The following is a 15,475-nucleotide window of genomic DNA, read 5'->3' as shown; positions in this document are numbered from 1 at the left end:
TCCTGCTTTTTAATTTAAACTTTATGCCCGTTATGGCCACTTTTACATTTCCCAAACAGAAGGGTAAAACCCTTATAGAAGACTTACGGTTGTTGCTTCTGCGATGTATGCTAGGGGCGATACTGGTATTTACATCCCAATTTGCTTTTGCAACAGACGTCACGGGTTATGTCTTTTGTGATAAAGATGGAGATAGTGTATATGACTCTGGAGAAGGATTGAGTGGGATTTCAGTAGTTGTTCGGAATCTGAGTACCAACAACGTTATCCGAACGGTGACTACAAATTCTAATGGTTTTTATGATGCTTCTCCCATTAGTAATGGTACATCGGTAAGAGCTGAAGTGGTCTATAATGGTATTACGTATATGGCTACCGGTACTTCAGTGGTTACAAATTTGAATGTCAAAGTTACTTGTGAAGCATCATGTACTTGTCCCGACAATAAATTGATAAATCCCAGTTTTGAAGATGGAACCACGGGGTGGAGTTCTTCAGGAGGAAATTTCTACAATGGTACAGGATATCAAGTGTGCGGGGCTAAAAATGGTTATTTAGAAGAAAATACCGCCAATAATAATGCTCGCTTCTGGCAAGATGTATCGATTACGCCAGGGAGCACTGCTAGTTTGTCAATTTGGGCTGGTACGCATGATCCAAGCTTAAATCATTATATAAGGCTGATATTTTATAATGCTTCCAATCAGGCCTTAAGTACCCAACAAGTAGAAGTAAACAAGGATGTTGATTTTGGGCCTTACCCACGTACTCAGTATTATACTTTGAGTGGTACAGCCCCGGCTAATACTAGTTATGTAAGAGTAGAAGGTTTTGCAAGTGGAGATTATATTAAAGTAGATGCTGCGTGCTTGAATATTACGTGTCCTACACTCACAAATCCGAATCCTTCAGCGGTGAAGACCATTTGCCCCAATACCAGTGTATCATTTTCTGCAAGCACTACTGCGTTGTCGCCTGTTACTATCGAATGGGTACGCTTCAACACGGCGGTTACAAATCCATACACGGCGACTGGTAATGGTAAAACAGTGCTAGGGTCGGGGAGTATTTCAAATGGCTCGGCTTCCATTAATTCTAATAACTTCCCAGCGGTAGATGGACAAGTAAAATCTTACTATGTGTACGCTTGCTTAAAAGATGCAACCGATGATTGTCAACCCTTTGTGAGCTATCAAGTAGACGTAGTAAAGCCGGTGGTTTCGGCTACAGGAGGTGTGGTAAAATGTGTTCCTGCTAATTTGCAAATTACGGCAGTGGGAAGTCCTACTTCGGGGATTACATCTTCTAGTTATAGTTGGTCAGGTCCGGGTGGTTTCAATAGCACTAGCCAAAACCCATCTGTCACGGCGGCAGGTACTTATACGGTTACTTATTCAGTGACTAAAGGGGGCGTTACCTGTACGGCCTCTGATACCGCCTTAGTATCATTAAGTACCACCAAGCCCACAATCGCAGTCAATGGAGGGGTATTAACTTGTACTACTACCAGTTTGCAACTATCTCCTACGACTAGCCCTGTAAATGGATTGACCTATGTATGGTCGGGACCGGGCGTGCCTGCTAATACAACGACAAAAAACTACACGACTTCAACAGCGGGTACTTTTACCATCACAGCAACTAACCCTTCCAACGGCTGTACGGCGAGTGATACCGCTATCGTGAGTTCAAATACAACCAAACCCACGATTGCCGTGAATGGAGGAGTATTGACTTGTACTACAACGAGTTTGCAGCTATCTCCTACGACTAGCCCTGTGAATGGCTTGACTTATGTATGGTCAGGGCCTGGAGTACCAGCCAACACGACGACGAAAAATTACACGACTTCAACCGTGGGTACTTTCACCGTAACAGCTACAAACCCTGTTACAGGCTGTACGGCGAGTGATACCGCCATCGTGACTTCAAATACGACCAAGCCCACGATTGCCGTGAATGGAGGAGTATTGACTTGTACTACAACGAGTTTGCAACTATCTCCTACGACCAGTCCTGTGAATGGATTGACTTATGTATGGTCAGGACCGGGTGTGCCAGCCAATACAACGACGAAAAACTACACGACTTCGACAGCGGGTACTTTTACCGTCACAGCAACTAACCCTTCCAACGGCTGCACGGCGAGTGATACCGCCATCGTGACTTCTAATACTACCAAGCCCACGATTGCTGTGAATGGAGGAGTATTGACTTGTACCACTACCAGCCTGCAACTATCTCCTACCACTAGCCCTGTAAATGGATTGACCTATGTATGGTCGGGACCAGGTGTGCCAGCTAATACGACGACGAAAAACTACACGACTTCAACAGCGGGTACTTTTACCGTAACGGCTACAAACCCTGTTACAGGTTGTACGGCGAGTGATACCGCCATCGTGACTTCTAATACTACCAAGCCCACGATTGCTGTGAACGGAGGAGTATTGACTTGTACCACTACCAGCCTGCAACTATCTCCTACCACTAGCCCTGTAAATGGATTAACTTATGTATGGTCAGGACCGGGTGTGCCAGCCAATACAACGACGAAAAACTATACGACTTCAACTGCGGGTACTTTTACCATAACGGCTACGAATCCTGTTACAGGCTGTACGGCGAGTGATACCGCCATCGTGACTTCTAATACTACCGTCCCAACGGTCACTGTCAACGGTGGAGAGCTTACTTGTAGCACGCTGAATTTACAGTTGACGGCCAATGCTTCAAACAATGTTGATTATTTATGGAGTGGTCTAGGGATAAATGGACAAACATCTCAAAATGTAACGGTGTCTTCCTCTGGAGTATATCAAGTCACTGTCACTGATAAAACAAGTGGTTGTACAGCTTCAGATACGGCTATTGTGAGTCAAGATATCAATCGTCCTACTGTGATTGCGACAGGCGGGAAGATTACTTGTACCAATGCCTCTGTAACAATTGCAGCTCAGGCAGCGCCTCCAGGAGTATCTTATCAGTGGACAGGCCCTAATAATTTCTCTTCTACTAATTCAAGCATTACAGTGGATGTAGTAGGAGTATATACCGTCACCGTAACCAATACAGATAATGGTTGTACTGCTTCTGACACAGCAGTTGTTGCAACAAATACTACTAAGCCTACTATTGCGGTCAGTGGAGGTGTGTTGACTTGTACCACTACAAGTTTACAATTATCCCCTACGACCAATCCTGCAAGTGGGTTGACTTATGTGTGGTCAGGCCCTGGTGTACCAGCCAATACGACAACGAAAAATTATACAACGTCAACAGCGGGCACTTTTACCGTAACTGCCACCAATCCATCCAATGGCTGTACCTCAAGTGATACTGCTATCGTAAGCTCAAATACTACCAAGCCCACAATCGCGGTCAATGGTGGCGTACTGACCTGTACTACTACGAGCTTGCAACTAGCTCCTACCACCAATCCTGTGAATGGATTGACCTATGTATGGTCAGGCCCTGAAGTGCCAGCCAATACGACGACGAAAAATTATACAACGTCAACAGTAGGAACTTTCACCGTAACGGCGACTAATCCTGTTACGGGTTGTTCGGCAAGCGACACTGCAATCGTTTCAGAAAATAAAGTAAAACCAACTGTTTCTTTAAACAACATTAAACTAACTTGTACAGCTCCTTCGCAGATACTTACTGCTACTGTTACAAACGCAAGTGCTAGCATTAGCTATGCTTGGACCGTTCCATCAGGAGTGACAAACCCTGGAAATGTATCCAATTTTGGGGTAACAATCTCGGGAGTATATTCGGTAGTAGTAACAAATCTTTCCAATGGTTGTACACAAGAAGCGACCACGAACGTAACTCAAGATACACTTAAACCAAAAGTAAGTTTAGCGCCTCTTACCCTTACTTGTGCACAATCTACCAAAACCCTAACCGTGCAAGTATCAGATGCGGGTGCTAGCCCGACTTACACTTGGACGGTACCGTCAGGCGTTAGCAATCCGGGCAATGTAGCGACTTTTAGTGTTTCAGCGACTGGAAACTATGCGGTAGAAGTGACCAATCCCACCAATGGATGTAAAGCTACTGCCAATGCCGCAGTGACGGCAGATACTACTAAAGTAAAAGTAAGTTTGAATCCGGTGAAATTGACTTGTGCATCGCCTAGTCAAATATTAACTGCTACGGTTTCCGATGGGGGATTAAATCCATCTTATGTATGGACTGTCCCATCAGGGGTTAGCAATCCGGGCAATGTGTCGAGTTTTGAAGTAGAAGTGGCAGGACTTTATGGCGTAGAAGTGACTAATCCTACCAACGGATGTAAAGCCAATACGACAGTAACTGTGACTACCGACACTGCTAAGATATCCGTAGCACTGAACCCCATTGTATTGACATGTGCTTCGCCTACAAAAACCCTGACTGCTACTGTGACGAATGGCGGTGCTAACCCTACTTATACTTGGACAGTACCTGCGGGTGTATCCAACCCAGGCAATGTATCCAGTTTTAGCGTAAGCAAAATCGGGTTTTATACTGTAGAAATAACCAATCCAAGTAACGGATGCGAATCAAGTGCTACTGTATCGGTAGAAGCTGATACCGCCAAAGTAATTGTGTCTCTTAATTCGCTTAATCTAACTTGTGTAGCGCCTCAGGGTAAGCTCAAAGCATCGGTTGTGCATGGCGGCACTCCCAATTATGCATGGACAGTACCTGCGGGTGCTACTAACCCTGGCAATGTAGATAGTCTGCTGGTAAGTGTGGCAGGTAAGTATACTGTAATCGTAACCAATCCTGCCAATGGATGTAGTGGTACGGCCAATGTCACCGTTACGATAGATACTGCTAAAGTATTGGTAACCCTGCCGTCTATCACCTTAACTTGTGAAGAGCCTTCTCAAACACTTACTGCCTCTATTGTGAATGGAGGAAGCAGCCCTATCTATAATTGGACAGTACCAGCAGGCGCCATTGATCCCGGAAATAATCCTTCAGTTTTTGTTACCATGGCTGGGCTTTATACTTTAGAAGTTATCAACAGCTCTAATGGCTGTAAGGCTACTGCCAATACCACTGTCAAAAGTGATACCAATCGTGTAACCGTATCTTTGAATACTTTAAATCTTACTTGTGCGTTGCCAAGTGATACTATCAAAGCCACGGTTCAAAACGGGGGAGCCAATCCCACCTATGTATGGCAAGTGCCACAAGGTGTGGCTAATCCGGGCAATGTATCAACTTTTGTAGTAAGTGTGGCAGGAACTTATTCGGTCGAAGTAACAAACGCTATCAATGGTTGTAAAGGTAGTAATTCTACAACTGTAGGGGCAGATACTTCAAAACCCATATTGGAGATTTCCGAAAGAATTTGTGCTATTAATTTACAAACATATTCTTTAAAAGTAATTTCAAATGGCACGATTACGACAGTTCCCCCGTATACTGTTACCAACAATGGCGGTGGTATTTTTACAATCAATGGCATTCCTAGCGGTCAAAATGTAGTCGTAACCGCAACTAGCGCCAACGACTGTAAAACTACATTGGAAGTAGCTGCTCCTGTCTGTAATTGTCCTTCTGTAAACCCTCCTATTGGTACTAATCAGACTTTTTGCCAAGGAGATACGGCCACTGCTCTGACCGTAATTGTAGGAACAGGAGAAACGGCAGATTGGTATGATGCTGCTGTAGGTGGTAACAAAATTGCCGAAGGTACTTTGACTTATAAGCCTACAACGGCGGGTACGTATTATGTAGAAGCTCGTAAAATAGATGCTTCAAATTGTACAAGTTCACGTATTGCTTTGACGCTTACCATTTATCCCGCTCCAACCCTCACCTTAAGCGAAGCACCTAAGTGTGCCGATAATCAGCAGACTTATTCCTTTACAGTGAGTTCAAATGATGCCGTAACAAGTACATTAGGACAGGTTGTGAACAACGAAAATGGTACGTTTACAATAACAGGGGTGCCGGTAAATCAGAATGCAGAAGTGACGGTAACTTCTACCGATTTGTGCAAAACTAAACTAATTATCAATGCACCTGATTGTAATTGCCCACCTCAAAAATGTGTACCTTATACGGTTACTAAGAGAAAAGCCGTCACTACGTACAATCCAATAGGAGGAAAATAAAGTTTGTAAACACCGATATTCTGAGTTTTAAAAATTTAAAATATCGGTGTGTGAGAGTATCGTAAAAAGAAGTTATATAAGAGGAATAGTTAACGTGCAATGGGCTGGTAATTACCAGCCCATTGCATTTATAATATCCGAAGCAATTAGGGCAGGCTGGGTGCACTTTTGGGCAGCTCGATCGCCAGCTAGCCCATGTTGATAAACCCCAAAAATAGCCGATTCGATAGGCGAAATACCCTGAGCCAACAAAGCAGTAATAATCCCTGTCAGCACATCTCCGCTGCCACCTGTGGCCATTCCCGGATTACCAGTCGAATTAAAATGAACAGAGCCATCCGGAAGTGCAATAGCCGTATGAGCTCCTTTTAAGCAAACAATTACATTATGCTTTTGAGAAAAATTTCTCAGTTCTTCTATTTTTTGGAAATCGTTGTCCCAAGTTTTGCCTAGCAATCTTTGAAATTCTTTAGGATGAGGCGTAAGGATAGAATGATGAGGAACCAAACTCAATAATTCTGGATTTTCGCTTATCAAATTGAGTGCGTCGGCATCAATTACCATGGGTGACTCTACCGATTTGAGCAGTTCTTTGAGCATAATAAGCGTAAAAGAATCTTTTCCTAGGCCTGGTCCTACTCCAATCGCTGAATAAGGTTTTAAATCAGGAACGGTCGTATTGACCATCCAATGCCAGTCGGGGCTTACCATAGCTTCTGGTAGGCTAGTTTGTAAAATATCATATCCACAACGGGGCAACTGGACAGTCAATAATCCAACGCCAGCGCGCAAACAAGCCTTAGCTGCTAAAACTGCCGCACCGATTTTTCCGTAACTTCCTGCAATAAGTAATGCATGGCCAAAACTTCCCTTATGAGCGTATTTTTGTCGTGAGTTTCCTATATTAGGACAAACAGGTGTATAAAGATAAGGGGTTGAGGCTTTGTATTCTGGATGAAGCCCAATCTCTACTACCTGCCAATCGCCCACATAATCAGCGTTTTGAGGAAGCAAAAACGCAAGTTTAGGGCATTGGAATGACACCGTAAAAGTAGGTTTCACAATCACATTGTCGGGAGCATTGGGAAAATCTGCAAATAGCCCACTGGCAATATCTACCGAAATGATAGTGGCCGTGCTTTGATTGATATGTTGGATACAATCTGCGAGGGTGCCACTAGCGGCGCGTGAAAGCCCCGACCCCAAAAGAGCATCAATAATAATATGGGAAGGGAGGAGGGGTGGAAAATCTTCTGAATCAACCAACCATCGGGGATTTAGAAATGAGCTGAAACGGGCCAGATTGGTCTCAAAATCAGGAGAGCCCTGTGGCGAATGTTTAAGAAGAAATACTTCTACTTGGTAGTTTTGTTGGTGTAAAAGGCGTGCAATAGCCAGTCCATCGCCGCCGTTATTGCCCATTCCACAAAATATCTTGATAGGTTGGTGATTGTCAAAACGGGCACAAAACCATTTCACAAAGGCGGAGGAGGCTCTTTCCATGAGAGCTATAGACAAAATAGGTTCGTGAGTAATGGTATACTCATCCCAAGCTCTGATTTGAGAAGTCGAAAAGATTTTCATTTTAACTCCAAGTCGTCCAAAGTTTCATAGATCGAATTGTTGCTGATAAACTCGGGAACAATGATTTTGAGATTATTTACAAGCAAAGCTTTATCCCCTTTTTTAAGTATTCTTTTAAGTTCAATGAGAGAATTGGCTATTTCAAGAAAAGCCTGCGTATCAACTTGGGCAATTTGTATTTTAGGATGATAGGTAGGTAGGGTATGTTCTTTGTCACTTAGTAATTCTTCGTAAAGCTTTTCTCCTGGGCGCAAACCTGTGTATTGAATTTCAATGTCTTTGCCTAAACGAAGCCCCGAGAGTTTAATCATTTTTTGGGCTAAATCAGCGATTTTAACAGGTTCGCCCATGTCAAAAACAAAAATCTCCCCACCTTTCCCCATACTTCCTGCTTCCAATACTAGCTGACACGCTTCTGAAATAGTCATGAAATACCGAATGACATCAGGGTGGGTGACCGTAAGCGGGCCGCCTGCCTGAATTTGTTTCTGAAAAAGTGGTACCACTGAGCCATTTGAGCCAAGTACGTTTCCAAAACGGGTAGTAATAAAACGGGTTGAATGAAAGCGATTATTGAGGCTTTGCACATACATCTCAGCTAGGCGCTTGGTAGCTCCCATTACATTAGTTGGATTTACGGCTTTGTCGGTCGATATCATCACAAATTTTGTTACTCCCATTTCGACTGCCAAATCGGCCACAATTTTGCTCCCAAATACGTTTACTTTGACCGCCTCATAGGGGTGTTCTTCCATCAAAGGGACGTGTTTGTAGGCGGCTGCATGAAATATAAATTGAGGTCGATAATTCTCAAAAATGTAACGCATTCTGATTTCATCGGTGATGTCGGCTACTTGTACAACAATCTCGGTAGATTCGCCTAAGTATTGTCGAAAACGTTGTTTTAGTTCGTTCTCTAAATCATATAATCCTGATTCTGATTGATCTAAAAGGAGAAGTGTTTTGGGCCGAAACCGAACCAACTGCCGGGCTATTTCACTTCCAATGGAGCCCGCTGCACCTGTTACTATGGCGATTTTGCCGGCCAAAAGAAGGTTGATATTTTGGTTGTCTATTTGAATAGGCTCTCTTTCCAAAAGATCTTCGATACGTATCGGGCGTATTTCGGAGGATTTGAGCTGTTGATCTGTTATTTTTTCGTAAACAGACGAAACCACCTTTACCACCACATCCTGTTTTAGGAAATTTTCGATGATTTCGTTTTTACGGTGGGGTTTGATATGCTGGATTGCCAGCACCACTTCAAGGTTAGTGTCGGTTCGGTCTTTGATAAAACGATGAATAGCTTCTGATTCGGGATAGACCTGTACCCCCTCTACTGTTTTGAAATTCAATGATGCGTTATCGTCAATAAAACCTATAATGTTGTACTTTTTATAACGATTTCGCAAGAGGGTGTTTTTGGTCAAGATACCTAAAGCCCCTGCTCCGTAGATGAGAACGTCTACTTTTTCTCCGGGGGCATTGGCGATGAGGGTTTTATAAATATCTTTCACCAAAAAACGACTCGCTACCATCAAAAAAAGAGAAATAAAGTATTCGATGATAAGAATCGAAATAGGAATATAAAATAGGTAATTGTCAGTGGTATAGGTAAGTAAAGAAGACGTGACAATGGTAAGAAAACTACTAAGAGTGATGGCCTTGAAAATGAGAGAGGTGTCTTCTACACTAGTATGACGTACGATACCACTATACGAGCGAAAGTAAATAAAGCATAGGAGTCTACTTATAAATAGCGTCAATAAATAATACTTATATAGTGCCCAGTTGACATCCGAAACTTTGAGATTGAAACGTAAAATACAAGCAATTACAAACGAAATGACGACGATGCCTCCATCAATAGCTAATATCAAATAGCGAGAAACAAATCGATTTGAATAACTGGATAAAAATCGTTCAATCATAATGGGTAAGTGTACTATTAGCTGGCAAAAAGGCCACTATTTTTGAAGTGAAGTTAAAAATATGCTTGTGAACACTTCATACATAAACGAACAACTTCAAAGATAAGCAATCATTTTGAAATCCTTTTGTTGATGTGTCAGTTTTTACTTTTTAAAGAGATTTTCTAAAGCCTGTTCAAGGTCGCTAAATTGATAACGAAAATCAGTTTCTTTCGTAATCCGTTGGTTGATGATATAGTTGCCCCCTAGTACTACATTTGCCATTTCACCATAAATAGCTTTTAAGACAAATGCTGGAATATTAGGAAGCCACAAAGGACGCTGAATCACTTTTGCAATAAGACGGGTAAGTTCGGTATTGGTCACAGGGCTAGGTGCTACCGCATTGTACACGCCTCTCCATTGATTATTTTCAAGGGCTTCGATATACATATTACAAAGATCGTCGATGTGTATCCAAGATACCCATTGTTTGCCATTGCCCAAAGGAGCGCCTACTCCCCATTGGATAGGAAGGGCTATTTTGGGTAGTGCTCCGCCTTTATCAGTTAGTACTACTCCGGTGCGTAATTTGGTAGTTCGGATACCTACATGGGCTACCAAATCAGCGGCATTTTCCCAACTGCGTGTAACATGCGCCAAAAAATCGCTTCCAGAGGGCGTTTGTTCTAAAAGGTGCTTATCGCCAGTGTCAGTTCCATAAAAGCTGATACCAGAGGCTGATACAAATGCCTTTAACTTGTATGGACGCCCTTGCAGCTCACGCGCAATCAATTCAATCGTTTTGGTGCGGCTATTGATAATCGTTTGTTTGCGATGATTCGTCCAGCGTCCATCGGCGATTCCTTCCCCCGCTAAATGAACTAAATAATCCGCTTCGGCTAATGCTTTGGGGTCAATCCATCCTTTGTCGAGGTTCCATTTGTAGACTTTTACATCAGAAATTTCTACTTCTCGACGACTCAAGTATGCTACTTTATAGCCTTTCGCTAATAAAAGCTCCGTTAGTCGGCGGCCAATAATACCGGTTCCTCCAGTGATTAAAACAGTCAGAGACATCGTTGTGAATTTTTTTTAAACGTAAGAATACAATAAGGTTCATATAAAAGTCTTTGGATACAACGATTGTTTATAGAATTCATTACAAATCATCGGTAATTGTAAGAAAAGAAGAGGAAGACGATGGATAACCACAAACAAAAAGCGTCGTATTGTTACTATGGTATGTTTTTTTTGAATATTTTTGAGGGTAGTGCGAAATTTGGCATATAAATAGTTGTATTTTAGGTACTTATCTGTCATGTAATAAGAGGCTTAGTAATTACATTTTTTTGTAATTTGGTTAAAATAGTACTATTTAAAGTAGTGATAGATTTTTGGCGAGGTAGAAAAACAGCGTAGATACAACTAAATCTAAGATTTAAAGAGTTAAGATGCTGATTTTTAGTTGTTAATACAATTATGGTGGGACGATTTTTTATTTGTAGAGCGTTTTTTTAGAAATTGACCTTATCTTTTTTATTGTATTTTTTTTAGTTTAAATTATTTTATTTTAGATTTTTTTAAAATAATATCTAACAGTAGAGCCTGTCGATACTTACTCCTATAAGTTTTAAAAGTATACCCTAAAGTGTATTTGAGAGAAACGGTATCTAATTTGGCATGATAGTTGTTAGTATCTAAAGTATAATTTTATAGAGTAGGGTAATGTGGCACTTGCCTCACTTTTTGGAAGTGAGGCAATGTTTTTTTAGCGATATACCAACGAACTTTTGGGGTATAGAAGCTTGTTATATAAGCTACTATTCATTTGCAGCTATGCCCTTTGAACTTATTTCTGATTATCAACCTACGGGCGACCAGCCCCAAGCAATAGCTCAGCTCGTAGAAGGACTCACCAACGGCGAACCTGCTCAGACGTTATTGGGGGTGACAGGCTCCGGAAAAACTTTTACAGTTGCTAATGTGGTGGCTCAGTTGGATCGTCCAACGCTTGTACTTAGCCATAACAAAACCCTCGCAGCACAGTTGTACGGAGAATTTAAGCAGTTCTTTCCTAACAATGCCGTCGAGTATTTCATTAGTTATTATGATTATTATCAGCCCGAAGCATACATTGCTACGACCAATACCTACATCGAAAAAGACTTAGCTATCAATCAAGAAATTGATAAGTTGCGGCTTTCAACAGTATCTTCGTTGATGTCTGGCAGGCGAGATGTACTGGTGGTGGCTTCGGTCTCCTGTATCTACGGTGCAGGCAATCCCGATGAGTACCGCAAGAGTATTGTACAAGTAGGGTTGGGGGATAAAATCAGCCGCAATCAGTTTTTGTTTCGCTTGGTAGAGATATTATACAGTCGTACCGAAGCCGAGTTTACTCGTGGCAACTTTCGGGTCAAAGGTGATACCGTAGACGTCTATCCTGGCTATGCTGATTTTGCCTATCGTATTATTTTCTTTGGGGATGAAATTGAAGACATTCAACGTATCAATCCCAACAATGGTAAAAAAATCTCTGCCGAAAAAAAGATTGCTCTTTTCCCCGCCAATTTGTTTGTGACCGGACGCGATGTATTGTTGAATGCTATCCACGAAATCCAAGATGATTTGGTGGCTCAAGTTCGCTATTTTGAATTGGATGGTCGGCATTTGGAAGCGCAGCGTATCAAAGAACGAACGGAATTTGATATGGAAATGATGCGAGAGCTGGGCTATTGTTCAGGAATCGAAAACTATTCGCGCTATTTTGACCGTCGCAAACCCGGCGAACGACCCTTTTGTTTGTTGGATTATTTCCCAGAAGATTATCTCTTGGTGGTAGATGAAAGCCACGTCACCATGCCCCAAATCCGCGCAATGTGGGGCGGCGATCGCTCTCGTAAAGAATCATTGGTAGACTTTGGATTTCGGCTGCCAAGTGCACTCGACAATCGCCCTCTGACATTCCAAGAATTTGAAAACCTTTCCAAACAAGTCATATTTGTAAGTGCTACTCCTGCCGATTATGAATTGCGCCGTACAGATGGGGTAGTGGTGGAGCAGATTATTCGCCCTACGGGCTTGCTTGATCCCGAGATTCAGGTACGGCCTAGTCTCAATCAGATAGATGATTTGTTGGAAGAAATCGATGCCAGGGTAAAGCGCAACGAAAGAGTATTGGTTACTACTCTTACCAAAAGAATGGCCGAAGAGCTTAGCAAATATTTTGAAAGAGTGGGAATCAAAGGCCGCTATATTCACTCCGAAGTAAAAGCCCTTGATAGGGTAGAGATTTTGAGAGACTTACGCTTGGGGGTTTTTGATGTCTTAGTAGGGGTAAACTTGTTACGCGAAGGGCTTGATTTGCCAGAGGTATCTTTGGTAGCGATTATGGATGCCGATAAAGAAGGCTTTTTGCGGGATATAAGGTCGTTGATTCAGACCATTGGCCGGGCTGCTCGTAACGAAAATGGTAAAGTACTAATGTATGCTGATACGATGACAGGCTCTATGCGAAAGGCTATCGACGAAACCAACCGACGGAGGGCGATTCAGATGGCCTACAACGAAGAGCACGGGATTGTACCGCGTACGGTCTTGAAGAGTAGGGAGGCGATCATGGAGCAGACGTCGGTGGCCGATGCTAAAGGAAGTGCTAAACGCTACTACGTAGAGCCTGAAGAAATAAGGATTGCGGCTGATCCCGTAGTTCAGTACATGGGTAAATCAGAAATTGAAAAACTGATCGCCGAAACACAACGCAAAATGGAAGCAGCAGCCAAGGATTTAGACTTTTTGGAAGCGGCTCGTTATCGTGATGAATTGCTACAATTGAGAGAAAAACTAAAAGGGCAACAAACGTAAATGATAGAAGAAGCAAGCCCTTTCTTTTTTACAAAAGTAGTAGCCGAGGCTGATATTGATATGCTCAACCATGTCAACAATGCGGTATATTTACAATATTTACAAGAAGCTGCCATAGCGCATTGGGAAAGTAGGGCATCGACCGACCTCCAAAACGAAGTCAGTTGGATAGTACGTCGTCATGAAATAGATTATCTTAAAGCAGCGGTCTTGGGAGATAGCCTTCAAATCAAAACATGGGTGGGAGCTTACACTGCTGCTACTTGGGATAGACACTATGAAATCTATCACAAAGTGAATCAGCAGCTTTTGGTAAAAGCCAAAAGTGTATGGGTGGCCGTTGACCGGAGGTCGATGAGGGTGAGACGGATAGAAGGCTCTCTAAAAGATTGTTTTTTTGAAAAACCAAGTGAATAAAATATTAAAAATGAACCCCGAAATACTCCATACAGAACTCCAATTTCAAACCGCCCGTAGTGGTGGAAAAGGAGGACAGAACGTCAATAAGGTAGAGACAAAAGTAGAGTTGCGTTTTGATATTCCTAACTCAAACGTACTCGACGAAGATACCAAAGTTTTATTGCAAAATAAGCTGAGTCAAAAACTCACCAGCGAGGGGATATTGGTATTGTATCATCAAACCGAACGAAGCCAATTAGCCAACAAAGACAAAGTAATCAAGAAGTTTGACGCTTTGATTCAGAAGTGTTTTGAAAAACCCAAACCTCGCAAAGCCACACGCCCTACGGCAGAGTCCAAAGAAAAGAGGCTTGAAGCCAAGCAGCGAAATGCCGCCGTAAAAGCCATGCGTCGTAAAATCGTTGAATAAATACACACAAGTACTTGTCCTTACTTTGGTAGTCTTTTGATTTTTAGTGTATTATCTCTAAAATTTCTCCTACTACGCCCCTAAATACCAGTGCTGCGGGTTCGGGATTGTGGCGTACAGGTAAGCCTACCTCGCTCAAGATATTCCAACCTACTTCTTGTAGCTTCAAAGATAAATCATCCGTATAAGTGCCTTTCCAACAGGCGGAAGCTATGCCAGTTTTAAAAAAATCACAGGGGAAAGATTGGTATTGGGTCGATGATACACACACAGGGTCGAGAGAGAAAGCGTGAGCTGTACTATAACTTCCCGAATACTCTTCATCCATTACATTGGCTTCAGAATTTACAAGTTCGGGTACAAACGAAGGATTGAAATGCGTGGCAGGTGCAAACCCCAAAACTTGGTCATACAATTTGATATGTTCTTTGCTTGGCAGCGCTACAAGCGTATTAAAAGGAGCCTCTACGCCCTCTCTGCGCAAAAAAGAACTATTGAATGGAAGCTTTTGCTTATTTTCATTCACAATGAGCTGCTCTCCAGAAGGCCCAATAAAAGTAGCTTGACGATTCGAGCGAGCGCCTATTTCGCTAGGAGATACAATCGCCCCAAAACGTGCCCTTAAAACTTTCCAGTAAGCTTTTTCTAAATCAGTCGTAGTGGTCTCTATACATGCTAATCCGCTATCCCATGGATGAGCGCCTATACGATTGGGCAAAGCACCCGCATGTGATGTTTCAATAAGTCTTATGACGGCACCATCTTCGTGTCCTAGGAGAGCATATTTACCTAAATGGCGACCAAAAATTTCTTTTTGAACTAAGGTAAGTTCTCCGCGTTCGAGAAGAAAATATCCCAACGCCTCAGTATAAAATCGGATGCTTTGCACCCAGCTATTGGTAACTACCGTTACGGCTTGGAGCTTCCCCATCATTTGTGTTTCAGTGGCTTTTTTCATCTTTATATATATAAGAGGTGATATTCCAAAATCAAAAAAATTGTACCTCGTTATAGGGGCAATAGTAAAGAGTCGGGGGTTTTACAATGCAGAGAAAAAATATGATTTTATTGAGGCTCGTTGTGAGGAGGATACATAAAAAATAAACCCTAAAATTTTTTTCTCAATCAATCATAGGTGCCAGATAGAGGGGTAAATTATAGTA

General features: G+C 42.3%; 8 protein-coding genes. 4 read left to right on the top strand and 4 right to left on the bottom strand.

Annotation, left to right across the window (positions count from 1 at the left end):
- The first annotated feature begins 32 nt into the window (after positions 1-32).
- Entirely contained in the window at positions 33-6,122 is a 6,090-nt protein-coding gene (locus tag G563_RS0130135) for an Ig-like domain-containing protein (RefSeq protein WP_028668610.1), read from the top strand.
- Positions 6,123-6,233: 111 nt separating this feature from the next.
- Here the strand turns inward: G563_RS0130135 and G563_RS0130130 are convergent, their stop codons facing one another.
- The 3 genes from G563_RS0130130 to G563_RS0130120 all read right to left on the bottom strand — a co-directional run bounded on the left by G563_RS0130130 (position 6,234) and on the right by G563_RS0130120 (position 10,696).
- Positions 6,234-7,706, bottom strand: a complete 1,473-nt coding sequence (locus tag G563_RS0130130; protein ID WP_028668609.1) for a bifunctional ADP-dependent NAD(P)H-hydrate dehydratase/NAD(P)H-hydrate epimerase — start codon at positions 7,704-7,706, stop codon at positions 6,234-6,236.
- Complete coding sequence (locus G563_RS0130125; RefSeq protein WP_028668608.1) at positions 7,703-9,637, bottom strand: polysaccharide biosynthesis protein; 1,935 nt, start codon at positions 9,635-9,637, stop codon at positions 7,703-7,705. Before G563_RS0130125 ends, G563_RS0130130 begins: the two co-directional genes overlap by 4 nt.
- Before the next feature lie 144 nt (positions 9,638-9,781).
- Positions 9,782-10,696 (bottom strand): TIGR01777 family oxidoreductase, encoded by a 915-nt coding sequence (locus tag G563_RS0130120; protein ID WP_028668607.1) that lies wholly within the window; start codon positions 10,694-10,696, stop codon positions 9,782-9,784.
- A gap of 759 nt (positions 10,697-11,455) precedes the next feature.
- Here G563_RS0130120 and uvrB point away from each other — a divergent pair.
- From uvrB to arfB, 3 genes are read left to right on the top strand one after another with little or no spacing between them, the layout of a single operon-like run.
- Entirely contained in the window at positions 11,456-13,483 is a 2,028-nt protein-coding gene (gene uvrB / locus G563_RS0130115; RefSeq protein WP_028668606.1) for an excinuclease ABC subunit UvrB, read from the top strand.
- A complete protein-coding gene (locus G563_RS0130110) occupies positions 13,484-13,900 on the top strand; it encodes an acyl-CoA thioesterase (protein ID WP_028668605.1) in 417 nt (138 codons plus the stop codon).
- Positions 13,901-13,910: 10 nt separating this feature from the next.
- A complete protein-coding gene (gene arfB, locus G563_RS0130105; protein ID WP_028668604.1) occupies positions 13,911-14,312 on the top strand; it encodes an alternative ribosome rescue aminoacyl-tRNA hydrolase ArfB in 402 nt (133 codons plus the stop codon).
- A gap of 43 nt (positions 14,313-14,355) precedes the next feature.
- Here arfB and G563_RS0130100 read toward each other — a convergent pair whose 3' ends face one another.
- The gene (locus G563_RS0130100; protein WP_028668603.1) at positions 14,356-15,270 is read right to left on the bottom strand and encodes a VOC family protein; all 915 of its coding nucleotides are present in this window, start codon (positions 15,268-15,270) and stop codon (positions 14,356-14,358) included.
- Positions 15,271-15,475 lie beyond the last annotated feature (205 nt).

Source organism: Runella zeae DSM 19591, assembly GCF_000423565.1.
Lineage (GTDB): Bacteria > Bacteroidota > Bacteroidia > Cytophagales > Spirosomataceae > Runella > Runella zeae.
This window is presented reverse-complemented; position numbering and strand designations above follow the sequence as displayed.